Consider the following 21,716-nt stretch of genomic DNA (forward strand, 5'->3'; position numbering starts at 1 on the left):
AGTGGGCTCAGAGGGGTCAACGGTATGCGAAGACCCCACAGTTGCGGTCGGCTGTCGCATTGTTCGATGGTCGCTTGCTGTGGCCACGTATAACAGCACTCTTTGCGCCGAGATCGAAGCCCCGTGCGGAACGCGTGCTGCACAAGGGGAAGACAGAGCGCTGCGGCGATAACGCGCCACGCCGGAACTGTCGGGACTCCCTGGCTTACGATAACGTCCCTCTTCATCCGGTTGCACGTACCAGCGACCCGCATTGGATCATGGCCAACAAGGCGATAGTTTCACCTATCGGGTCACAAGGCGATGAGCCCGGCGTCCGTCGGCTGAAATCCGCAGGCGTCGAAGTAGAACGGCCGGTGTTCCTCGTCGAAATCCACGTGCAGCCACTCGCATCCGGCTGCTCGGGCACCCCGTACGGCCTCGGCGACGAGGCGTGTGGCGATGCCTCGTCGCTGGAACTCCTTGTCGACCAGCGTGTCCAGCACGAAGGCGTGCACGCCGCCGTCCCAGGCGACGTTCACGAACCCGACGAGCCGACCGCCGGCCTCGGCCTTCCCGGACGCGCCGCCCGTGTCGGCTCCCCCGGACTCCCTGGCCACGACCCACCCGAGGCTGTGCCGCTGCACCTGCTCCCACCAGCCAATGAACAGCGCGGAATGACCGAACCCTTGACTGTGCAGGGCGTTGAGGGTGTCATCGTCGAAGTCGCCGCGCCATTCGTATGAGATCTGCATGCGCCGATCCTAGTGGCCTTCACAGGCCACCTCTGACACGGTCAACACGCCTGCGTGCGACGGCCGTACGGCGCGGGCACCGTGCCCGGCGCCGATCACCGAAGCGGCAACTCTCCGAAGGCCGCCGAGGCAACTCCCCCGACAGAATCAGCCGATCATACGAGTTATCGCGCCGTCCGCGCCGGGGCGATGCGTGCCGTCACAGGAGAACCGAGCACACCTAGGGAAACACCTTTCTGTCCTATGGCCCCCCTGGGGTGGCCACGTCGTGCGAAGGGGTGTCACCAGTTCATGTCTCCCACCGCCACCGCGCCACCGCCGACATCCGTCCGCCCGCCACATCCGCCGTCAGCGACCGGCCGGCCCCCGCTGCCCTCCGTCACCGGGACGTGTGAGGGCCGGTGCAACCATGCCTGAGCCGTCGTCGGCCACGAGCGGACCGCCCAGGGGCCCTCTCCTGCCGGAACAAGCACGCTTCCTCGAACGTGACTTGCCCAACCCGCACCACTGGAACGTCAGTCAGTTGTACGCGGTGCCCCCGGAGCTTGGCTTCGACCGCGTCCGCGCCGCGGTCCGCGCCGTCGTTGCCTGCAACGACGTACTGCGGCTGCGCCTGGACGGGGACGGATACACCCTGCTGCCCGCGGACGAGCGGTTCGACGCCACCGCCCGCGACACCGCGGGGCTCACCCCGGACGAGCTGACCGCGTTCGTCACGGCGGACGCACAGAAGCTGCACCAGGAATTCGTCCTTGGGCAGGGCCCCTTGATGCGCTGTGTCCACTACACGCACCCGGTCGCACCGCGCCTGCTGCTCCTGTGCCACCACTTCGTCGTGGACCAGGTGGGGTGGCTGCTGCTCCAGGCCCAACTGGACGCCGCGCTGCGGGGAGCGGAGGTCAAGCCCCCGGCCGTCTCCTACGACGACGCCACCCGATGGCTCGCCGACCGGGCGCGCTCCGCCGAGCTGGCCGCCGACGCCGAGGCGTGGGAGCGGCTCGTGGGCACGGGCCGACCGCCCGAGCCGGGGCCCGGAAGCGGGCCCAACAGCGTCGGACTCACCGAGCTGACGTGCGCCCGGCTCCCTGCCGCGGACGTGCAGAGCCTGCTCGGTCCGCTGGCCGGGGGCGACCGGGTCACCATCAACGCCGTCGCTGTCGTCTCCGTACTCAACGCGCTGTTCCCGGGTCAGGACGATGTGCGGGCCACCGTCAACCTGATCGGCAGCGGCCGTCGCGGCATCCCGGGCATGCCCAACCTGTCGGGCACGATAGGGGACTTCACCTGTCTGTACCCGGTGACCGTGGACCTGGCGACGAGTGCCCCCGTCGTCGACCAGCTCCACGCGGCGCAGCGACACCTGGACCGGGTGCCGTCGGCCGGGATCACCTTCGGGCTCCTGAAGTACCTCGGCGAGCCGCGGGTGCGCGAGCGGCTCGGCCGCCTGCCCATCGGTGACATCACCGCCAACTACGTGGGGCGCAGGCTGCCCTCCCGGCTCACCGTGCTGCGCGAGGTGCCCGAGTCCTCCGGCGACGACCTGCCGCTGGGCGGCGAGCGGGACAACCTGCATGAGGTGGACTTCGTACTCGACTCCGGGTCGCTGGAGATCCGCTGGTACACGAGCAGCGGCCGCTATCCGCAGGCGCGGGTCGAGAGCTATCTGGCGCACGCGGTGGGGGCGCTGTCGGGAGCCGGGGCGCCGGACGCGGGACACGGCGGGGACACCGTCCGGGCCGAAGAACGGGAGGGAGTCCGACATGGCTGACACGACATCCGCTGAAGCCGTGGTGAGCGAGGTCTGCGAGTACGTCGTCGCCGTCACCGAAGGCCGTCTGGACCGCTCCGTCCTGGACGCGGACAGTCTGCTGTGGTCGCACGACGGGGACCGGGCCCTCGGCCTCGACTCCGTGGAGATCATCGCCCTGATCTACCGGCTCGAAGAAGTGAGCGGCGGCCCGCTGCCGACGCAGTTCGAGTTGATGACGTCGGTCAGTGTGCGGGACGTGGCGGAACTCCTCACCCGGACCCGCGGGTAGGCGCCCCCGCTGTTCCGACCGGTACGACCCGTCCTGGCCGGGCCCGGTGCGCCCGGGCCCGGCCAGGATGTTCACAGCTCGCGCAGGACGTTCTCCGCCACATAGCGGCTCAGGGCGAGCGTGGTCAGCGACGGGTTGGCGGCACCGGCGCGCGGAAACACCGACGGTCCGGCGACATACAGCGGCCCGAGGCCGCGCACGCGTCCCGTGTCGTCGACGACCGGCCCGCCGAGCGGCAGGGAGCACGACTCGTGGTCGAGGCTGCCGAGTCGGCAGCCGTAGGGGGCCGCACGTCCCGGGGAACGCCGCGCGCGGGACACGGCCGTATCGAAATCGGGCCAGTCCTCGGCGGCCGCGAGGTCCGCGCCGCCCGCCACCCCGAGGGCGTCGGCGAGCGCACGCAGGAGTTCCCGCTGGCGCCCCAGCACCTCACGGTCGTTGACGCTGTGGCCCACCGTGCAATGCGGGCGCCCTTCCTCGTCGAACCCGAACTGGCTGGCGGGTGAGGGGAGTTGTTCCCCCATGGCCCACACGTCGAGCAGCCCGGTGCCTTCCGTGCCGGTGATCTCCACCATCACGTTGGAGCGGGCAGCGGCGTCGCGCACGGCGAGCACGGAGGCGTCGACGGGCCCCTCGCCCGGCACCGCGGCGACCCAACCGCGCACGAGGTGGTCGACGATGGCGTACGTACCGGGCACCGCCACTCCCGCGCGGTGTCCGGCCCGGGCCAGGAGCCGGGCGTTGTGCACCGTTCCCGCGCACAGCACGACGGCGCGGGCCCGTACGCTCTCGGCTCCCCCGGCCGCGCGCACCTCGACGGTTCCGTCCGGCGCGGGCACCAGGTCCTCGACCGGCCATCGGTCGCGTACGGAAGCGGCGGGCACGCCGCCAACGGGTGAATACGCCTCCCAGGAGAACTCCCCCCGCGGGTCATCGCCGAGGACACGTACGGATCTTGGGGTCACGGTCGCGTCGCCGTACCCCCGGCTTCGCACGGTGTCGAGCAGGGCGGACTCACGGTCGTCGAGCGGCGTGAGCAGGGCGCGGCCGGTCCACCGCTCCAGTTCCTCCCACACCTGGCCGTAGAGCCCGGTGCCGCCCGGTTCGCCCAAGCGTTGCCGGACCGCTGCGGGCCAGTCCGTGAGCGCGTAGGGCTCGATGGGCAGACAGATTCCGCGCCAGTAGAGGGACCTTCCGCCGACGCGCCTGCGCAGCCCGCAGCGGCGGTCGTAGTGCGGTCCGGGGGCCGGGGCGAAGAAGGGGGCGAAGTCCGCGTCCGCTCCTGGGTCGGCCAGGACCGCCGACTCCGGTTTCGCCGCCACGTGGCTGCGGCCGGAGTCGGGGCCCGCCTCCAGGACGATGACCGGGACACCGCTGCGGGCCAGCTCGGCGGCGACCGCGCCGCCGCTCATTCCGCTGCCCACCACGGCTACGGGGATGTCCTTCACGTTGTCCTCCTCGCGGGGCCCGTCATCGCGCCGCGTCCTCGGAGTCGTGGAGCAGCTTGCGCAGTTCCTCGACGATGCGGTGGGAGGCATGGCCGTCGCCATAGGGGCAGCGGAGGCCGGCCAGGCGCAAGCGGCGCTGTTCGGCGGTCGACAGCCAGTGCCGGATCGTGTGCCCGAGCCGTTCGCCGGGCGGCACCAGGGCGCCGAAGGTGCCCTGGATCTCTGGCCGTTCGGTGCTTTGCCGGACCACGAGGATGGGCCTCTTGAGGATGCTGGCCTCCTCCTGGAGGCCCCCGGAGTCCGAGACGAGCAGGGCGGCTCCCGAGGCCAGGGCCAGGAACTCGGGGTAGTCCAGGGGGTCGGCGATCCGCAGGGGGGCGAGCAGGGGGCCGAGGCCGAAGCGGACGAGGCTGGAGCGGGTGCGCGGATGCACCACGAACAGTACCGGCAGGGGTGCCCGGCTCAGCTCGGTGAGCAGGGTCCGCAGCATGTCGGGGGCGTCCACGTTCTCCGGCCGGTGCAGGGTCACCAGGACGTACTGGTTCTCCTTGACGCCGTGCGCGCGCTGGAGGGCCTCGCGCGCGGCGGTGTCGGGGAGCACCTTGGCGACGGCTTCGACCACGGTGTTGCCGGTCACCGCGATCCGGTCCGGGGCGATTCCCTCGGCCAGCAGGTTGTCCCGGCTGACCGACGTCGGCGCGCAACACAGGTCGGAGAGGTGGTCGATGAGGACGCGATTGTGTTCCTCGGGCATGCGCCGGTCGTAGCTGCGCAGGCCCGCCTCGACGTGCAGCAGCGGGTGGCCGCCCGCGTTGGCGGCGAGCGCGCCCGCGAGCGCGGAGGTGGTGTCGCCCTGCACCACCACCGCGCGGGGGCGCCAGCCGCTGAAGAAGCGGTCCAGGGCCGCGACGGCCGCGCCGAGCTGACCGCCGCGGCTCTTGCCGCCGACGTCGAGGCGCAGGCGGTAGCGCCGGGTACCCATGCTCAGGCTGACCCGGTCGGACATGGCCGCGTCGAAGTGCTGGCCGGTGTGCACCACGTGGGCGCGGCGGCCGAGGAGCTCTATGACCGGCGCCAGCTTGATGATCTCTGGGCGGGTGCCGAGGACGATCGCGATGCCGTCGTTCCCCGGTTGCGGGCTCACCTCGCCGTCGAGGCCCACGCTCGACGGCGAGGTGTCCGTCTCCCCGGGTCCGGCCACCGGCCCGGCCAGGGCTCCGCCCCGGTCGTCGATCGGCGCCTCGGCCCTCATCCCGCTTCCGCCTCGGTCACGGGCCCGGCGAGCGCGCGCAGCGCCGCCGGGACGGCGGTGGCGAACCGTGCCGGGTCGGTCAGGTGCACCGCGGCCAGGCCGAAGTCCCGCACCGCGGTGACGACGTCGGGGTTGTCGTCGACGAACACCGCCTGCGCGGGAGAGCAGCCGCAGGCGTCCAGCAGGCGTTCCAGGTAGACGTGCGTGGGCTTGACCGCCCGCAGCTTCCAGGAGGAGGCGAGCACGTCGAAGTACCCGAAGTGGCCGAACGCCGCGTTCTTGGCCCGGTCCCACGCCTCGGCCTCGTTGTTGGCGAGGGCGAGGACGAGCCCGGGGTGATTGGCGCGGATGCGCGCCAGGGCGTCGAACACCGGGCGGTGGGCGCGGACGCCCGCCAGGTACAGGGCGGTGACCCGTTCGCGGTCGAGGTCCGGGGTTTCCGGTGCCCCGGCTGCCGCCAGCGCGTCGGTGAGCACGTCGAAGACGCCCCGCGCGTTCGTCTCGTACGCGGCGTCGCGCCGGTCCAGCTCCGCGCGCAGCCGGTCGGCGTCGGCGCCGTACCGCTCGGCGAGTTCGGGCAGGAAGCCGGACTCCTCGGTGACGTTGTTGAACAGGACTCCGCCCGCGTCCACCAGCAGGGCCCCGCGCATCACAGCCACTCCATGTTGTCTCGGGTCCAGTCCAAGTTGAGCCGCAGGCCGTCCGCCAGCGAGTGCTGTGGCTCCCAGCCGGTGGCCTTGCGCAGGGCCGTGGCGTCCGCCTGGAGCTTGTGGACCTCTCCGGGCCGTGCCGGGCCGTGCCGCAGCGGCGATGCCGACCCGGTGAGGGCGAGAACCTGCCGGGCCAGGTCCGCGATGCTGTGGTCGACTCCGGTGCCGATGTTGTACGGCTTTCCCTCGGGCGGCAGTTCGGCCAGGCGCAGGAACGCGTCGACCGTGTCGGCGACGTAGGTCAGGTCGCGGGTCTGGGTCCCGTCGCCGTTGACCATCAGGGGCCGGCCGCGCAGGGCGCGCGCGAGGAAGAGCGGCACCACGTCGTAGACGTGCCGCGGCCCGTAGCAGTTGAAGGGGCGGACGATGGTCAGGGGCAGGCCGAACGCGTCGTGGTAGGAGCGGGCGAGGCGGTCGCAGGCGACCTTCGACGCCGCGTAGGGGGTCGCGGGCTCCAGCGGGTCGCCTTCGGCGATCGGTCCGGGGTGGGTGCCGTAGACCTCGCTGGAGCTGGTGACCAGCAGGTGTCGCGGCCCCGCCGCCCGGGCCGCCTCCAGGACGTTCAGCGTGGAGGCGATGTTGGTCTGGACGACCGTGGCGGGTTGGGTGAGGGACGCGGGCACATAGGCGTCCGCGGCCAGGTGGAACCAGGTGTGGGCGCCGCACGCGGTCAGGGCCGCCACGGCGTCGGGCCCGGCGAGGTCGACGTGGAGGAGGGCGTCGAGGCCTCCCACGGTCCGTTCGGTCAGATTCCGGAAGCGGGCGGTGACCTGGGAGCGCGACGTCCTGCGGACGACGGCGGTGACGCGGGCGCCGCGGTCGACGAGTGCCTCGGTGAGGTGGGAGCCGACGAACCCGTCCGCTCCGGTGACGAGGACCGGGTGGTTGTTCCACTCCATGTCCGCCGCCCTCACAGCGCTGGGGAGTGCGTCGTCGGCCGGGCCGGTGACGGCGCGGCCGCGGGGCTGGTGGGTGCCGGTTCCGGTGGTGGGGGCGGTCCCGGCAGGTCCTGCAGTGCCGGTCGTAAGCGCTCGGTCAGGAAGCTCAGTTCGTCGTCGGACGCCGTCAGCGGGGGCGCCACGATGAGCCCTTCGCCGCCACCGTCGTGCCGGTAGCCGTTGAAGGGGTACAGCAGCAGCCCCTGTGCGCGGGTCGTGCGCATGGCCGCGTTCAGGGTGCCGGGGGCCAGCTCGACGCCGTAGTAGTGGCCGCGGCCGCGTACGTCGGTGACGGCGGGCACGGTGGCGAGGGTGCGGCGCAGGTCCGTGCCGAGGCGGGCGCCGCGGCCCTGGGCGTCGGTGAGCGCACCCGTGTCCTCGAGGACGTCGAGCACGGCGAGGCCGACGGCGGCCTGGAGCGGGCTGGCGGACATCGTGCCCATCATCGGCAGCGGCGTCCCGGCGGTGAGGATGTCCTGCGCGATGTGCGGGGCCACCAGGACCGCGGAGATCGGCAGGTAGCCCGCGCCGAGACCTTTGGACAGCACCGTGATGTCGGCGCTCGCGCCCGGCCAGTGGTCGGCGGCAAGTGCCCTGCCGGTCCGGCCGAGGCCGGTGAGCACCTCGTCGTGGAGGGTCAGCACGCCCTGGTCCGCGCACAGCGACCGCACCCGGGCCAGATAGCCGTCGGGTGCCTCGTAGGCACCGCCCGTGGTGCCGTTGACCGGCTCCATGAGGACGGCGGCGACGCTCTCCGGGTCCTCGCGCAGGGCCTCCTGTACGGCGTCGGCGCAGTCGGCGCGGCACTGGGTGTGGCGGCAGCCGCGGTGCATGTCGGGGTAGGGCGGGTCGAAGGCGGGGGCCAGGCCCATGGCGTCGTCGGGGTGGGGGCGGCGTCGGCGGTGACCGGACAGGCCCAGGGTCAGGGCGCTGTTGCCGTGGTAGCTGAGCGAGGCGGTGAGGACGCGGTGGCGGCGGTGGCCGCCGCGGGCCCGCTGGGCGAGGCGCGCCAGGGAGATGGCCATTTCGACGGCGGCGGTCCCGGTGGAGGCGAAGACGACGCGGTCATCGGGGCGCCCCACGAGGCGGGTGAGGCGGCGGGCCAGTTGCTCCTGGAGCCCGGGACGGAGTGCTCCCGGCGACGCGAACGCTCCGGTGGTGGCCTGCTCGGCCAGGGCGCGGACCACGGACGGACGGCCGTGGCCGACGTTCACGCAGATCAGGCCGCTGGCGGCGTCCAGGACGCGGCGGCCGTCGGTCAACTGGAGCCAGGAGCCTTCGGCACGGGCCCAGGGCAGCGGCGCAAGGGACTGGCGCGCGGCAAGCAGGCGGTCTCGGTCCTGGGGTTCGGCTGTCCGGGCCGCGGGGGTGGTCAACTGCGCGGCCGGGTCGGGGCCGGCCGCGGAAAGGGGGATCGTCACACGAGCTCCTGCCAGTTCATCGAGGGGTGGGGGTCGGCGGCGAGGCGGAGGGCCTGTGCGGCGAACATCGACGCCCAGGTGTTGAGGTGCCGCTCCGGGGCGCCGGGTCGGTACGGGACAGCCGCCTGGCCGTCGGCGAGATGACGCAGGTCGGCGCTGAGCAGCGCGGCCTCGGCGGCGGTGTCCGCGTCGGGCAGTCGGTGCAGCAGCGCGAGCCGCAGGGTTTGGGCCACGACGTCCGACTGCCGCTCGCCGACCGGTGTCGGGGCGCCCCGGGCCAGATCGACGAAGCCGGGGAAGCCGCCCGTCGGCAGCCGCTGCTGCCACACCCAGGCCGTGAGCGCGCGGGACCGGTCCAGGGCGCGGGTGTCCCCGGTGTGGTCGGCCCACATCCAGAGCCCTTCGGCGGCGTAGCACAGCGCGTGCAGGCTGAGGACGGTGCTGCCGGGCCGGGTGGGCGGCGGGAACGCGTCGGGCTCCTGCCAGGTGTGTGCCTCATCGGTGAGTGATGTGGCCAGTCGCATGGCTCCCGGGAGCCCTTGGTCCGCGGCGGCCAGCAGCGCCTGCACGGTCTTCAGCAGATGGACCCGGCCGCGGGTGGACCAGGCGGCGGGCAGGGGCCCTGGCTCGGTGCCTGGGACGACGGGGGGCAGCGGGCCATGCGCGGCGGCCGCGCGCACCAGCACGTCGGCGTACGCCAGTCCGGCGTCCACCAGGCGGGGCGCGGCCGTGGCCCGGCCGAAGCGCAGCAGGCCGTGGGCGATCATCGCGACGTCGAAGGTGTAGACGGCGCCCTGGGTCTTCTCCGAACGGGCCGCGAAGTCACCGGCTTCGGCCCGTGCCGCGAGCCAGTCGGCGGCGTCGGTGGCACGGGCCGCGGCAGTGGGGCCGAGGCCGGTGAGGAAGGTGAGGATGTAGCCGGTGATCTCGGGGTAAGGCGCGGAGAGTTCCCCGGTCTCCTCGTCACGCCAGCCGCAGAACGCTCCGGAGGGAGCCTGGGTGGCGCCGGCCACCAGCCATCGGCTCAGTGCGTCGGCGGCTCGCGCGCAAGCGGTGCGGGGGGCGTCGGCGGCGGGTGGGGTGGCGGTGGATCGCGGGCCCGCGGCTGGGGTGCCGGGCGTGGGCGGGGTGCCGGGGGACGGGGTGCGGATACTCACTTGTGGCCGATCCTCCTCAGGGCGGGGCGGGCGGGGCCCGGGCAGGGTTCCGCCCGCGGGCTCAGGCTCCGCCGAGCAGCGACTCGTAGGCGCGGATGTGGTTCCGTACGACCGCGTCGATCGAGAACCGGTCCAACGCCTCCTTGCGGGCCCGCTCCACGATCGCGGAGGTGTCGGTATCGAGGACGGTGCGCATCGCCTTCGCGAGCGCGGGGACGTCGCCGGGCCGGTAGAGCAGTCCGGTCTGCCCGTGGGTCACCACCTCGTCGTGGCCCTCCACATCCGTGGTGATGACAGGGCGGCTGCTCGCCATGCCCTCGGTGAGGGCGATGCCCCAGCCCTCGTGCGAGGAGGGCAGCACCATCGCGTCCGCCGCCGCGTACAGCGTCGGCATGTCCTGCCAGCTCAGCCCCTCCTCCCACAGCACGTGCCGCGCCACGCCCAGCTCTTCGGCCTGGCGTACGAGGCCGTCGACGTACCCGGAGTTCGAGCGGCCCGTGGGGGTGGTCAGAACGAGCCGGGCGTCCGGGTGGGTGGTGTGCAGGTCGGCGAGCGCGGCGATGGCGTCCTCGACGCGCTTGCGCGGCACCGGGCGAGCGGGGACGAGGAAGACCGGCTCGTCGTCGAGTCCGTGCTCCGTACGCCAGCGCGTACGGGCCTCGGGGAAGGTCCCGAACGCGGTGAGGTCGGTGCCGAACTCCACCACTGTCGCCGGTTCGGTGAAGCCCGCCTCGCGGGCCCAGCGTTCGTAGGCCTTCGATCCGCACAGCAGTAGGTCGGGGTGGAGGTTGTCGACCAGGCCGCGCTGGAGCGCTCGTTCCAGCGGGTAGTCGGCCCACAGGTCGAAGACGCGCACGCCCGGGACGAAGGTCTCGAAGAGGGAGACGACGAGCTTGCTGCGGACGCTGGGCCGCACCCAGCTCACAAGGAGCGCGGGCACGTAGTTGAAGACATGGACCACGTCGGCGTCGGTGGTGCTCAGCTCGGCGTGCAGGCGCTGGACTGCGTCCTTGCAGTCGAGTCGCTGGCAGGCGGCGACGAGCCCTGTCACCTCTTTGACGGTGACTTTCCCGGTGCGGTAGAGGTCCCGTTCGGCACTCGCGGGAGCCGCTTCGGTCACGACGGTCACGTCGTGGCCCGCGGCCGCGAGTCCTTCGGCGACCTGGTGCACATGGGTCTCGCCCCCGCCGACGACCGGGGGATACTTCTCGGCGATCAGGGTGATCTTCATATCGTCTCCCGGAGGGCCTTGGCGAGGGCGGTCGTGGCGGCCGTGAGGTCGAGGCCGGGCGGGCAGCCGATGAGCAGCCCTCGTGCGGCCAGCTCGTGGGCGTGCGCGTAGGGCTGGTGCACCACGTGCTCCAGGGCGTCGAAGCACGGCTGCTCGGGCAGCGAGGCGCCGAGGAAGCCCCGCGGTTCGACGGAGTGGGCGGCGAGCACGTCGGCGATGTCGCCCAGGGGTGCGCCGGCCGGCGCGAGGAGCGGAACCGCGAACGGCGAGGCGCCGGGACCGGTGGGATCGCCGAGGACCCGCCAGCGCGGGAAGTCGGCGACGACCTCGCACAGCGCCCGGGCGGCGGCCCTGCGCTCCTCGGCCATCTCCGGCTCACGGGTCAACTGCACAAGGCCGAAAGCCGCTTGAAAGTCCGTCAGCTTGGCGTTGTAGCCGACGCGCAGATGGATGTACCGCTCCTCTCCACCCACCCGGCGCCGACCCACCGGGTAGCGCATCCGCTCACCGCTGTAGGCGAAGTCCCGGCCGAAGGCGCGCAGGCTGCGCAGCAGTTCCGCGTCCTTGGGGTCGTCGCAGGCGATGACGCCGCCTTCGCCCATGGTGAGGTGGTGGCCCGCGTAGAAGCTGAAGGTGGCCAGCGCCCCGGTGCCGCCCACGCGGACCCGCCCGTCGGTGGCGCCCAGCGATTCGCAGCAGTCCTCGATGAGGACAGCGCCGCTCCGCTGGACGAGGTCGCCGAGCCGCCGGGAGTCCAGCGACTGCCCAAGGGCGTGCGGGAGAAGCGCCGCCTTCGCTCCGTGCTGCCGGACGGCCTGGTCCACCAGGTCGAGGTCGACGTTCACCCCTCCCGGTTCGGTGTCCGCGAAGACCGGTGTGAGGCCGAGTTGGACCACGGGGGTGACCGCGCTGATGAAGGTGGCTCCGGAGACCACCACCCGGTCTCCGGGGCGCAGCCCGTGGCGTTCGGCCACCGCGGCGAGGGCCAGGAGGTTGGCGGTGCTGCCCGAGGTTACGGCCACGGCGTGGCGGAAGCCGAAGCGCGCGGCGAAGGCGGCTTCGAACTCCGCGGTGGTCCGTCCGGTCGCCAAGTCCCCCGACCGGAGGGCCGCGGTGACCGCGGAGATCTCGCGCTCGTCGTGGCGGGGACGCCCGAAGGGCAGGGCCCAGTCACGGGTGCCGACCGCCACGGGACTTCTGACGGGACTTCTGTCGTGCCGCACGGGTGGGGCGTGCCGCTCCAGCGGCTCGCTCATGGTCCGGCTCCCTTCGGAAGGCGAAGCGGTCAGCTTCGGAAGGCGAAGCGGTTGGCTTCGGAAGGCGAAGCGGTTGGCTGGTGTGCGTACGGGTTCGGGGTCGCCCTTGAGCCGGGGCGCGGCCAGGTCGTGGGGGGCAGACGTGTTGCGTCGCGAGAGCGGAGCGGTGCACCGCAGTACTGTGACCGGTCCGATGGCGCATTCCGGGCATGGCGGGAGCGATTCACCCCGCACCTGGCAATGACGTGATACTCAGTTGACGTGGGCCCGCCTGGCGCTTGGCGTACTTGCGCCACCGCGTGCGCCCGGTCGGCGAACGGCTTGACGGAAAGCTGTGCGCGCCTTTCGTGGAATCGTGCCAACCTTGGCATCGCGGGTCCCTGTCACCGCACACATTCCTCAACGGGATGGCGTGAATTTACTAGCGGTCCGCGCACGCCAGGCGCAGCGGCCGCGTTCGTACGCATGCGGCGAGCGGGATTCTTCAGGTACGCGACGCCGGCTCCAAATCCACATGAGTCCTCTTCTGTTGCCGGGTAGCCGATGAGTGCTCGGCTTCTTCCTGGCGCGCAACGGACTTCGGAGTAGAGAGGTGAGTGAGCCCAGTTCACAAGGAGGCTGACCCTTACCAGAGGTGACATTGGAAGACTGACACGCTCACGAGAGATGGGTCAACGAAGTCGTTGGCCACAGAACCTTTTTGAACCCACAGGGAAACTTCCCTCCGGGGCGTTTGGCTCTGTATATTCCGGGTACTGCTTCTAGGCCGTCCAGCACTTTGCCCCCTCCAGCACCTTGCACCTCACAGGCCACAGGCCTATGGAATCCAGGCCGGTAAAACCTCGTCCTGTTCTTATCGACTCCGCGGCTCCTGGCCTGTCGATCGACGCGCCGCTGTGACTCGGGTGGGTAGCGGACTGTCGCGCGACGCGCGCCTCTCGGTACTCGCGGTAATCGTCGGACGCGGTCTCCCTCGCCTGCGCCCCCATCTGCTCCCCCGCCTCCGGCGTACCCGCAGCCGCCCGGTCGGGTTGCACCGTAGGGGGCGGCTGTCGACGGCAGGTGGCTGGGTACCCGGACGGGTTGCTGTTGCCCGGGCGCTGAAGGCTGGGGCCCTTCCCTGGCTCCGCCGGGAATGGGCCGCAGTCGGTGGCTGGCCTTTCCTGCAAGAACTCGTCGATATAAGAGGTGCCGAAAGGTACGACCTTGTTGAGGCCGCCGACTCGGCGCGCGACGCACCCGACCCCGCGGCTCTGCTCAGGCTGCAAGCAGCGTGTTCCGGAGCATGCGACTCGGCCTGTGTTTCGTTCTGTGTCCCACTGACCGGAACGATGCTTGATGGGCAGGGGACTTCCCCGGGATGCTGGGGGGAGCCCGCGTTCCTCTACGTCGTTCCATGACCGTCCTCACGGCTGTGATGCTCGCCAGCGTCTCCACAGTTGCCGTCGCGAGCGCCATCGAGTTGCGTAACGAGAGCACCGAGTTGTGCCTCGGTATCGACCAGAAATGGCGCCTAGCCTGGGTGGCTCCCACCGGACAACGGGCCCGCCTCGTCAACGTCAGGTCAAACCTTTTCCTGGGCATCACCAACGCAAGTCACGAATGGAACGCGAAAGCAGTCCAGTGGGAATGCAACGGAAATGCCGACCAGACCTGGCACTTCTGATCCGTTCCTGCGTTCTCACACGGGCCCGTGCAGTCATGCGCAAGGCCGGTGAGCCCGAGGGCTCCGGGTAGGGCGGAGAGCTGTTGACTGCTCTCCGCAACGCTCGCGGCACTGCTCCGTCGTGCTCGGTACCGCCACGGCCGCGCCTCAGCAAGGTAGTCGGCCGCTTCGGGCGACGGCCGCTGCGCTAGTGGGCGGACAGGAACCGCGAGCATGGACGGCTACCCGATCGAAAAGGACAGCAGTGAAGTTTACCCGTAACAAAAAGGCCTCGCACCATACGTCCGCTACCTGCACCCTACGCCTGGCCACATGGTTTGCCGTCGCCATGGCGCCGATTGCTGTTCTGGCACTATCGACGCCCGCACGCGCCGTGGTGATGTTCTCGAACGGGTTCGAGGGCACCCAACGCGACACGTGGGAAGGGACCTATGAAGGCGACGCCGGGAACGGCTTTGAGGTCAACCAAGGAATGTCCCACTCCGGCCGGAACAATGGATGGTCCTGGGCCCGCCAGGGCAGTGCACGGTTAGGGACCCGGGCCACGGTAGCCGAGCTCGATTGGGGCTGGTCCTGCAAGGCCCAGATCTGGATACAGCCGGAGAACAGCGCCTCGTTCATACTGCGGGCCAGGGCCGCAAACGGCAGGGTACTGGCCGAGACAACTCATTGACTCAACGCCGGCTACGCCTACCAGGCCGTCGAAACGACGTCCTGGAATGCACTCGGCAACACCAGGGTGTTCGTCGATGCCACCATCACTTCGCGCGATGGAGCCCTACGGACGGCGCGGATCGACGACCTGACAGTGGACTGCATCGTCGAAGGATAAGGCGTGTTGTGCATGGCCGTTGAGATCACACTGAGCGCGTCGGTGCCCGAGCCCTGACTGGACGATTCCGACCAGAAGGCCATCTGCACCGTCTGCACCGTCCCCACGGCTCCGTCAGAAGATCTCATCACCCCAACCTGCCTCCCCCCGACAAGAGTTGTCCCGCCGGGGCTCACAGCAAAAGTCCCCAGCGGGTCAGCCCGGCTATCGCGCCGCGCTGGACGTTCCCTCGGAGATAGCGGTGCGCATAGCCAACTGGCGTTGCAGTCCGGCGCTGAGGGCTGCGGGCAGCTCTCCGGATTGGGCCCAGGCCAGCAGGTCAGCGGCCAAGTGCCTGATCCGGATCAGAGCGAAGTTCAGAGTCCCCGTCAACACGTTGCTGATGCAGGAGGTCCTGGCCGGTCCGAGCCCTTGACCATGCCGGGATTGGCGTTGTAGATGCTCATGCCGTCGGGCAGGTCAGCCGTGTACGTCCTCGGCGGTTGCCGCGCCACCGCCCGCCGGGGCCAGGCCGTGCAGGCTGTCGGCGGCGGCCCGGGTGCGCGTCGCGTCCCGGCCGACCAGGACGACGCTCTGACCGGCCTTGACGAGGTGGCGTGCCCATCACCAGGCCCAGGCCCGAGGCTCCGCCCGTGATGACCGCGGTCTTGCTGCTCATCGCTGCTCCTCTTTTACGGTGTCCTTGACGCCGGCGGCCTGACCTGTCGGGCGGGAGCCGTCGATCACTTCGCGGAGAAGCGTGTGCAGGCGCAGCCTGCTCTCGTGGTCGAGGAGGGCGAAAGGTGAGTGCTCGGTGGTGTGCTGGATGACGCGATCGCGCAGTGCGCACCCCTCCGGGGTGAGCTGGACGACTTTCGCGCGGCGGTCGGTGGGGTGGGGTACGCGGCGGACCAGGCCGCGCTTCTCCAGCCGGTCAATCATCGACGTGGCGGTTGAGGCGTCGCACTGAAGGAGTTCGGCCAGACGGCCCGCGGTCGTCTCCCGCCCGCGACTCAGCCTCCACAGCGCATCGGTCTGAGTGTCAGTCAGCCCCGCTTCCCGGGCCAGCTCCTTGAGCTCGGCATGCACCTGGGTGCGGATCGGCCCGCGCCCGCCCGGCTGTCAGCTCAGACCGGGAGCGGCAGGCCGGCGGCGTGGAAGAGCCGGTCACGAGAGGCCGCAGCATCGTCGAAGACGGCATCGCCTCCCTTCAGCACACCGTTCTCCTTGAGGACGCCACCGGCCACCACGACCAGGTCGACATTGCCGGCGTGGCCACCCGCGACGATCGTGGCCGCGACGTCCGTGGCGGGCAGCATGTTGGCGTGATCGAGGCGGATCATGATCAGGTCGGCCTCCTTGCCCGGGGTCAGGCTGCCGGTCCTGTCGTCGATGCCCGCGGCTCGGGCGCCCTCGATGGTCGCGAAGGACAGCAAGTCGGCGGCGTTGAACGTGGGCAGGCCAGGAGCACGGTCCATGGGTCCGGCCGCACCGGCGAGGATCAGTTGCTGATAGGCGAGCGTTGCCCGCATGACGCCGAACATGTCACCGCTCACGATCGTCTCGGTGTCCACGCTGAGGCTCGGGCGGATACGGGCGGCCAGCAGCCGGTTGGTGGCCGGCTATCCCAGGCCCGGCGTGAAGACCTCCAGGGCGCCGGCCACGGACGCGGTGGCGCCGCGGGCGGCCAGCATTCTCAGCTCCTCGTCGGTCGACGTGCACAGATGGATGAATGTCATGTCCGAGGCGAGCAGCCCGGTCTCCTCCAGATGCCGTACGGCCTGCTGCTCCGCCCCCCACTCGCCGAGGCCCACATGCATGCTGATGCGCAGGCCCAGCTCACGGGCGAGCCGGATGTCATGCTCGGACACCTGGAGGGTGGTCAGCTCCGGTCCGCGGAGCATTGCGTTGAGGGTCACTCGTGCCGAGTCGTCGGAGAGCACCTCGTTGCGGATGCCCCGAATGTCGTCGGGATGAGTGCGGTCGCTGCCGAACTGCCACTGCTCGGCCTCCGTCGACAGCCAACCGTGGTCGAAGACGGCGCGAATGCCCGACTCCCAGTGCGCGGCGATCGCCGCGTCCGAGTGCTCGGGGCTGTTGCTGATGTGCGACTCGTCCCGCACGGTCGTCACCCCGGAGTCGAGGGACATCAGGTCCGCCGCCAGGTTACCGACGTGTACGTCCCGGGGGTCGAAGTACTGTCCGAGGCCGATCTGCACCTGGCTGCGATATTCCTGGTAGGTCCAGGCGGGGCCGAGGTTGCGCAGTGCTCCCTGCCAGTTGTGGCGGTGGGTGTCAATGAAACCGGGCAGCACGACGTTCCCTGTGCCGTTGATGACCCTTGCCCGGTCGTCGGACAGGTCCCGGCCGATCTCAAGGATTCTGCCGTCGTCGAGAAGGAGGGATGGCGGGTCGGGTCCGCGTCCGGTCCGGGTGCGGACGTGGATCACTTCGCGGGGGTGCCACGTGGGCGCCGGGAGGCAATCCAGACGGCGCCGAACGTGAGCAACGCGCTGAGAATGGTGAGGACGGAGGGGGATCGGCCGCCCGAAGGGACCAGGAAGTCCAGGGCGATCGAACCAGTGAGCTGCCCCGCGACAGAGGCCATGCTCAGCAGCAGGACACCGATCCGGCGTACCAGGAACGCCGAGGAGCCGATGAACACCACGCCGCACAGTCCGCCGAGGTAGACCCTCGAGCTGGTGGGCAGCGGGTGCCCCCGGGCTCCCCTGCACGAGTGTTCTCACCGCCCAGGCCGCCACGAGGAACACCGCACCGACGAGGAAGTTGAGCCAGGTCGCGGCGAGCGGCGAGCCCGACACGGCCGTCGTCGCTCCATTCAGGGCTTGCTGCACACCGAGGAGAAAGCCGACGGCGGTGGCGGCGAGGGTCGGCAGGATGATCGTGACCGGCGAGAGGGTGTCGGCGAAACGGGGCAGGGCGGACACGACTGCGGCCACCAGGATGACGGCCGCTCCCGTGAGCCGGGCGGCGCCCGGGCGCCGCACGCCGCCGCCGATACCCCGGCTGTCCACGATCAGACTGCCGAAGGTCTGACCGGCGATGGCCGACACGGTGAATACGGCGACTCCAGTGACCAGCGCGGCGGTGGACTGGGCCAGGGCGAACGCGCCGCCTAGCACACCGGCCAGCAGGTACCGGCGGGGGAGCCGGCCGTCCCGTGAAGCGCCGGCCAGGCTGCGCAGCGCACCGCGCAGCCTGGGGGAGAAAAGCGCGAGGAAGGACAGCAGGACGAGTCAGACCGAGAAACTGATCGCCGCCGCGGCGATGCCGTCGTGGAGGCGATGGCTCAGTTCACCGTTCAGACGGGCCTGTACCGGTACCACCAGGCCGACTGCGACGGCTGCCACGACGGCCGGCGAGCCGCCGCGAGGCACGGAGGGGCGGGGCGGCGATGACCCGACCCGGGTGGTGCGGTGGGAGTGCTCATGTCGAAATTCCTCAAGAAGGGCCGCGGCCGGACAGGGCCCGGTCGACCCGGCCGCTGATGGTCGGTCGGGTCCCGCCTGCGGTGGACCCGAGGCGGGGGTCTCTCAGAAGTCCGTACGCGCAGAAGTCCGTACGCGAGTCCGTATGCGCAGAAGTCCGTACGCGCGATGTCGTCGAGGACCGACGGTCCCGTGGGGAGCCAGCCCAGGACACGCCGGGCCGTGTCGCCCGAAGCGCGCTGGTCAAGGAGCAGGGCCTCGCCGAGCAGCCCGAGCCGGTCGAGCGTCTGCACGACCGGCTCCGGCTCGGGCTCGACGCGTCGCGTCCGGACAGGCCGACAGAGCGGCTCACGGCTTCGGTGATCTCCCGTACGATCGGGTTCGCGCCGCTGGCGCCCATGAAGTACGAACTGGCCGGGGCCTTCTCCAGCGCGAGCACGTAAAGCTCGGCCAGGTCGTCCACGTGCACGGTGCTCCCGTGCTGATCACCGGGACCGATCATGGTGAGCGCCGGGGTGTTTCCGGCGGTTCGAGGACCGGTGGCGACGAGGTTCAGCAAACCGCCGCCGTGGCCGTACACCGCCGGTGAGCAGTACGCGCATGGTCATCCTCCTTCGCTGACGTTTCCTGGCCGGGGTGTTGGCCCGCACGGCGACAGTCGCTCCGCCCGGCTATCGCGTCCAACGAACGTTTTCGAATGCTCGATCGCATATACCGATCAATAAGGAGGGGTGTGGACCAGAAGCGGACCGGCAACCGGCTACTGGGCGAGGCGTTCCTCCACCGCTCGCGCGTGCCGCTCGACCAGGCGCCGATCGATCATGTCACCGCCGCCGAATGGGCCGCCCTCCAGCAGGAACTCGGCGACAGTGAAGCAGACGCCCAGGAGTTGGAAGACGGCGTTATCGACGGCTGCTCCCCGTGGGCCTGCCGGGGCGAAGTCGAGCCGGTCCAGGACGATTTCGGGCTGGCCGCTTGATACTCGATCTGTTCGCCGGTCCCGGGGGATGGAGCCAGGCTCTGACCGTGCTCGGCGTGCGGGACGTGGGCCTGGAATGGGACGAGTGGGCGTGCAAAAACCGGGCAGCGGCAGGGCAGTTGACGATCCGCACCGATGTCGCCACCTATCCTCTCTGGCCGTTCCTCGGCAGGATCACCGGGCTGATCGCGAGCCCGCCGTGCCAGGCATGGTCGATGGCCGGCAAACGCCTCGGGCTCGTCGACCAGCCCCTGGTCCACCAGGCCGTCGCCGATCTCGCTCAGGGGCTGGACACCTGCGCCAAGCTGCTCGCCGCCTGCCGTGACGAACGCTCCCTGCTCGCCGCCGAACCCATGCGCTACCTGCACGCCCTGCACCAGCACGGCCAGCCGGAGTGGGTCGCGATGGAAGAGGTCCCCGACGTGCTGCCCCTGTGGCGCCAGTACGCCGCGATCCTGCGGACCTGGGGGTACTCGGTCTGGACGGGGGTGTTGAACGCGGCCGACTACGGGGTGCCGCAGACGAGGCGGCGGGCGATCCTGCTCGCCTCGCGCACGCGGACCGCCGCGCCGCCGCCCACGCACGCCAAACTCGACGAGCCCGACTCGCTGTTCGGCCCGGGCCGCGCCCGCTGGATATCCATGGCCGAAGCCCTGGGCTGGGGCGCCACCGACCGTCCCGTACCCACCGTCTGCGCCGGAGGCGGACCCGGTGGCGGGCCCGAACCCTTCCCCTCCGGCTCCCGCAAGACCCTCAGCGACGCCCGCGACCGGGGCACCTGGAAACCGCACCCGCCCGCCAACTCGGCCGTCGCTGCGGCGGATGGCCGGGGGGCGAGGGCCGTCCACGCTGAGCACCCCACCGCCCCCGTGATGCCCACGGCGTGGCGCTGGACCCTGCGCAACAACAACCAGGCCAACGCCACCGTCCGCACCATCGACGAGCCGGCCGGGACCCTGTTCTTCGGCCACCGGGCCAACGAGTGCGTGTGGCAGGCCGAGCCGGTCGCCCCCACACCACCGGGCGCAGACCCGGCCCCCGATCCGATCCGGATCACCGCCGCCGAGGCCGGCATCCTGCAGACCTTCCCCGCCGACTATCCCTGGCAAGGCAACAAGGGCCAGATCTTCAGCCAGGTCGGCAACGCGGTCCCGCCCCGGCTCGCAGCCCACCTGCTGGCACCGCACCTCGGCAAGTCCCTCACCCCCGACGACTTCACCCTGGCCGCCTAATGCCCCATTCCCCCTCCGACGAGAACGACGACCTGGACCGCCTTCCGCCGCCCCCACCCGTGCACTACGCCGAACAGTCCCTGCTCGGCGCCCTCCTGCCGGAGCCCCACCGCCTCGACGAGATCGGCCCGCTGGATCCGGGCCACTTCTCCAACCACACGCACGGCGAACTGTTCCGCGCCATGCGCACGGCGTCGGCCCCCGATGCCGAGCAGCACTGCACGAGCCCGGCCTGGCTGAACAGCGTCCTGGACGCGGCCCGCCCTCACGCTCCCGGGCTGACCGCCTCCTACCTGCACACCCTCATCCAGGTCTGCCCCTGGCCCCAGCACGCGGCCACGTACGCCCGGATGATCCGCGCCGACCACGCCCGCCGCAGCCTGCACATGCACGCCGAGCGCCTGGCCCAGACCGCGGTGGACACCACCCTGCCCCACCGCGCGAAGGCCACCGTCCAGCAGGCCGACGCCCTCGCCCGGTTCCTGGACGACCTCTCCGGCCGCTTCGCCTCGCACCCCGGCTCCCTGCCTCGCACCGCCCTGCCGCCATCCCCCGCCAGGGACACGAGCGAGGAAGCCCTCGACGAAGAACGCCTCCTAATCGCTACCGCGACCGCGTACCCTGCCGAGACCCGTCAGATGCGCTGGCTCGTTGCCGAAGACTTCGCGTTCCCCCTGCACGCGGCGCTGTGGCAGTGCCTGGCCGCGCTCACGCACCGCGGCGAAGCCGTCGACCCGATCACCGTGCTCTGAGAAGCCCAGCACCGCGGCCTGCTCGCACACGACATCGCCCCCGCCGGCCTGCTGACCCTGCTCTCCACGCCGGTCGGCTCACCCGAACACTGGGGCGAGAAGGTCCTGCAGCGCGCTCTGCTCACCCGCGCGCAGACCGTCGCCGTCAGCATCACCGCCTTCACCGACGATCCGGCCAACAGTCCCCACCAGGATCACCGGCAGCCGGCGGGCTCTGGCCGACCTCACCGCCGTGCGCTCCCGCTGGCAACAGGCCACCAGCCCAGCAGTACCGCGTACCGCCCGCCCGGCCCGAACCCCTGCTGCCCCTCGGGCCGGGCCGCCGCGGATCGCCCCCGCCCCCGTCCGAACCACCCGCTAGACCCCCGGCCCGGGCCGACCTCCTCATCGGCCCGGACCGGCGAAACGAGCCCCTATGCCCGACACCGCGCCCAACGCACACGTGCACCTCGCCCTGCACCCCCAGCACCCCAGCGCCGTCGTTGCCACCCTCACCGGCAGCACGCTGCACACCGCCCGCGCCACCCTCGCCTCGGAAGGCTTTAGAGATTATCTCATTTGGCTCGGTAGGCTTTGGGGCGTGACAGGGATCGTTGAGCGGTTGGTGCCGGATGAGCTGTGGGAACTGTTTCAGCGGGTGG

Annotated in this window: 21 protein-coding genes and 2 pseudogenes; 8 read left to right on the forward strand and 15 right to left on the reverse strand. The window is 71.1% G+C overall.

Annotation, left to right across the window (positions count from 1 at the left end):
- Positions 1-293: 293 nt before the first annotated feature.
- Complete coding sequence (locus tag IG78_RS0103045) at positions 294-734, reverse strand: GNAT family N-acetyltransferase (RefSeq protein ID WP_030559521.1); 441 nt, start codon at positions 732-734, stop codon at positions 294-296.
- 409 nt (positions 735-1,143) lie between these two features.
- Here IG78_RS0103045 and IG78_RS0103050 point away from each other — a divergent pair, with 409 nt between their 5' ends.
- Both IG78_RS0103050 and IG78_RS0103055 read left to right on the forward strand, forming a co-directional pair.
- Positions 1,144-2,502, forward strand: a complete 1,359-nt coding sequence (locus IG78_RS0103050; RefSeq protein WP_078965082.1) for a condensation domain-containing protein — start codon at positions 1,144-1,146, stop codon at positions 2,500-2,502.
- Positions 2,495-2,773: a phosphopantetheine-binding protein gene (locus IG78_RS0103055; RefSeq protein ID WP_030559524.1), complete on the forward strand. Its 279-nt coding sequence runs from the start codon at positions 2,495-2,497 to the stop codon at positions 2,771-2,773. Before IG78_RS0103050 ends, IG78_RS0103055 begins: the two co-directional genes overlap by 8 nt.
- Before the next feature lie 71 nt (positions 2,774-2,844).
- Here the strand turns inward: IG78_RS0103055 and IG78_RS0103060 are convergent, their stop codons facing one another.
- From IG78_RS0103060 to IG78_RS43830, 8 genes are all read right to left on the reverse strand, one after another.
- Positions 2,845-4,221: a GMC oxidoreductase gene (locus IG78_RS0103060; protein WP_030559525.1), complete on the reverse strand. Its 1,377-nt coding sequence runs from the start codon at positions 4,219-4,221 to the stop codon at positions 2,845-2,847.
- Between the two features lie 22 nt (positions 4,222-4,243).
- Positions 4,244-5,473, reverse strand: coding sequence for a non-hydrolyzing UDP-N-acetylglucosamine 2-epimerase (wecB, locus tag IG78_RS0103065; protein ID WP_078965081.1), 1,230 nt, complete (start codon positions 5,471-5,473; stop codon positions 4,244-4,246).
- Positions 5,470-6,123, reverse strand: a complete 654-nt coding sequence (locus tag IG78_RS0103070; RefSeq protein WP_051852326.1) for an HAD family hydrolase — start codon at positions 6,121-6,123, stop codon at positions 5,470-5,472. The genes wecB and IG78_RS0103070 overlap by 4 nt, the downstream gene beginning before the upstream one ends.
- The gene (locus IG78_RS0103075) at positions 6,123-7,082 is read right to left on the reverse strand and encodes an NAD-dependent epimerase/dehydratase family protein (protein ID WP_030559529.1); all 960 of its coding nucleotides are present in this window, start codon (positions 7,080-7,082) and stop codon (positions 6,123-6,125) included. The genes IG78_RS0103070 and IG78_RS0103075 overlap by 1 nt, the downstream gene beginning before the upstream one ends.
- Before the next feature lie 11 nt (positions 7,083-7,093).
- Positions 7,094-8,542, reverse strand: a complete 1,449-nt coding sequence (locus IG78_RS0103080) for a class-III pyridoxal-phosphate-dependent aminotransferase (protein WP_225882058.1) — start codon at positions 8,540-8,542, stop codon at positions 7,094-7,096.
- The gene (locus IG78_RS0103085; RefSeq protein ID WP_157855748.1) at positions 8,539-9,699 is read right to left on the reverse strand and encodes a hypothetical protein; all 1,161 of its coding nucleotides are present in this window, start codon (positions 9,697-9,699) and stop codon (positions 8,539-8,541) included. The genes IG78_RS0103080 and IG78_RS0103085 overlap by 4 nt, the downstream gene beginning before the upstream one ends.
- Positions 9,700-9,760: 61 nt before the next feature.
- On the reverse strand, positions 9,761-10,930 hold the full coding sequence (locus IG78_RS0103090; RefSeq protein ID WP_030559534.1) for a glycosyltransferase family 4 protein: 1,170 nt from the start codon (positions 10,928-10,930) through the stop codon (positions 9,761-9,763).
- Complete coding sequence (locus tag IG78_RS43830; RefSeq protein WP_078965078.1) at positions 10,927-12,186, reverse strand: DegT/DnrJ/EryC1/StrS family aminotransferase; 1,260 nt, start codon at positions 12,184-12,186, stop codon at positions 10,927-10,929. Before IG78_RS43830 ends, IG78_RS0103090 begins: the two co-directional genes overlap by 4 nt.
- A gap of 1,396 nt (positions 12,187-13,582) precedes the next feature.
- On the opposite strand from IG78_RS43830, the gene IG78_RS0103100 reads away from it, so the two are divergent.
- Positions 13,583-13,852, forward strand: coding sequence for an RICIN domain-containing protein (locus tag IG78_RS0103100; RefSeq protein WP_030559537.1), 270 nt, complete (start codon positions 13,583-13,585; stop codon positions 13,850-13,852).
- Positions 13,853-14,542: 690 nt separating this feature from the next.
- Here the strand turns inward: IG78_RS0103100 and IG78_RS0103105 are convergent.
- From IG78_RS0103105 to IG78_RS52130, 6 genes and pseudogenes are all read right to left on the reverse strand, one after another.
- Complete coding sequence (locus IG78_RS0103105) at positions 14,543-14,782, reverse strand: hypothetical protein (protein ID WP_157855749.1); 240 nt, start codon at positions 14,780-14,782, stop codon at positions 14,543-14,545.
- A gap of 556 nt (positions 14,783-15,338) precedes the next feature.
- A complete protein-coding gene (locus tag IG78_RS0103115; protein WP_225882057.1) occupies positions 15,339-15,752 on the reverse strand; it encodes a MarR family winged helix-turn-helix transcriptional regulator in 414 nt (137 codons plus the stop codon).
- A gap of 38 nt (positions 15,753-15,790) precedes the next feature.
- Positions 15,791-16,237: an amidohydrolase family protein gene (locus tag IG78_RS50985; RefSeq protein WP_225882056.1), complete on the reverse strand. Its 447-nt coding sequence runs from the start codon at positions 16,235-16,237 to the stop codon at positions 15,791-15,793.
- A gap of 48 nt (positions 16,238-16,285) precedes the next feature.
- Entirely contained in the window at positions 16,286-17,113 is an 828-nt protein-coding gene (locus tag IG78_RS50990) for an amidohydrolase family protein (RefSeq protein ID WP_225882055.1), read from the reverse strand.
- Positions 17,110-17,331, reverse strand: a complete 222-nt coding sequence (locus IG78_RS52125) for a DMT family transporter (RefSeq protein WP_263972718.1) — start codon at positions 17,329-17,331, stop codon at positions 17,110-17,112. Before IG78_RS52125 ends, IG78_RS50990 begins: the two co-directional genes overlap by 4 nt.
- A 130-nt stretch (positions 17,332-17,461) precedes the next feature.
- Positions 17,462-18,061 (reverse strand): annotated as a pseudogene (locus tag IG78_RS52130) (DMT family transporter); the annotation flags it as partial.
- A gap of 110 nt (positions 18,062-18,171) precedes the next feature.
- Between IG78_RS52130 and IG78_RS50465 the strand changes: the two are divergent.
- The 5 genes and pseudogenes from IG78_RS50465 to IG78_RS50470 form a co-directional block, all read left to right on the forward strand.
- Positions 18,172-18,555 carry a hypothetical protein gene (locus tag IG78_RS50465; RefSeq protein ID WP_030559541.1) on the forward strand — a complete coding sequence of 128 codons (384 nt, stop codon included), beginning with the start codon at positions 18,172-18,174 and terminating at the stop codon, positions 18,553-18,555.
- A 290-nt stretch (positions 18,556-18,845) separates the two neighbouring features.
- Positions 18,846-19,091: a hypothetical protein gene (locus tag IG78_RS41650; RefSeq protein WP_225882054.1), complete on the forward strand. Its 246-nt coding sequence runs from the start codon at positions 18,846-18,848 to the stop codon at positions 19,089-19,091.
- Positions 19,088-20,323, forward strand: a complete 1,236-nt coding sequence (locus IG78_RS0103140) for a DNA cytosine methyltransferase (RefSeq protein WP_030559543.1) — start codon at positions 19,088-19,090, stop codon at positions 20,321-20,323. Before IG78_RS41650 ends, IG78_RS0103140 begins: the two co-directional genes overlap by 4 nt.
- Positions 20,323-21,075 (forward strand): DnaB-like helicase N-terminal domain-containing protein, encoded by a 753-nt coding sequence (locus IG78_RS41655; RefSeq protein ID WP_318657863.1) that lies wholly within the window; start codon positions 20,323-20,325, stop codon positions 21,073-21,075. The genes IG78_RS0103140 and IG78_RS41655 overlap by 1 nt, the downstream gene beginning before the upstream one ends.
- Positions 21,076-21,490: 415 nt before the next feature.
- Positions 21,491-21,716 (forward strand): annotated as a pseudogene (locus IG78_RS50470) (hypothetical protein); the annotation flags it as partial.

Source organism: Streptomyces aureocirculatus (assembly GCF_000720475.1).
Lineage (GTDB): Bacteria > Actinomycetota > Actinomycetes > Streptomycetales > Streptomycetaceae > Streptomyces > Streptomyces aureocirculatus.

Excerpts from the sequence above, each read along its gene's own strand:
- IG78_RS0103075 (WP_030559529.1), bottom strand. The coding sequence starts at position 7,082 with ATGGAGTGGAACAACCACCCGGTCCTCGTCACCGGAGCGGACGGGTTC.
- IG78_RS0103070 (WP_051852326.1), bottom strand. The coding sequence starts at position 6,123 with ATGCGCGGGGCCCTGCTGGTGGACGCGGGCGGAGTCCTGTTCAACAAC.
- wecB (WP_078965081.1), bottom strand. The coding sequence starts at position 5,473 with ATGAGGGCCGAGGCGCCGATCGACGACCGGGGCGGAGCCCTGGCCGGG.
- IG78_RS0103050 (WP_078965082.1), top strand. The coding sequence starts at position 1,144 with ATGCCTGAGCCGTCGTCGGCCACGAGCGGACCGCCCAGGGGCCCTCTC.
- IG78_RS41655 (WP_318657863.1), top strand. The coding sequence starts at position 20,323 with ATGCCCCATTCCCCCTCCGACGAGAACGACGACCTGGACCGCCTTCCG.
- IG78_RS0103090 (WP_030559534.1), bottom strand. The coding sequence starts at position 10,930 with ATGAAGATCACCCTGATCGCCGAGAAGTATCCCCCGGTCGTCGGCGGG.
- IG78_RS0103100 (WP_030559537.1), top strand. The coding sequence starts at position 13,583 with ATGACCGTCCTCACGGCTGTGATGCTCGCCAGCGTCTCCACAGTTGCC.
- IG78_RS50465 (WP_030559541.1), top strand. The coding sequence starts at position 18,172 with ATGGTCGGTCGGGTCCCGCCTGCGGTGGACCCGAGGCGGGGGTCTCTC.
- IG78_RS0103045 (WP_030559521.1), bottom strand. The coding sequence starts at position 734 with ATGCAGATCTCATACGAATGGCGCGGCGACTTCGACGATGACACCCTC.
- IG78_RS0103055 (WP_030559524.1), top strand. The coding sequence starts at position 2,495 with ATGGCTGACACGACATCCGCTGAAGCCGTGGTGAGCGAGGTCTGCGAG.
- IG78_RS43830 (WP_078965078.1), bottom strand. The coding sequence starts at position 12,186 with ATGAGCGAGCCGCTGGAGCGGCACGCCCCACCCGTGCGGCACGACAGA.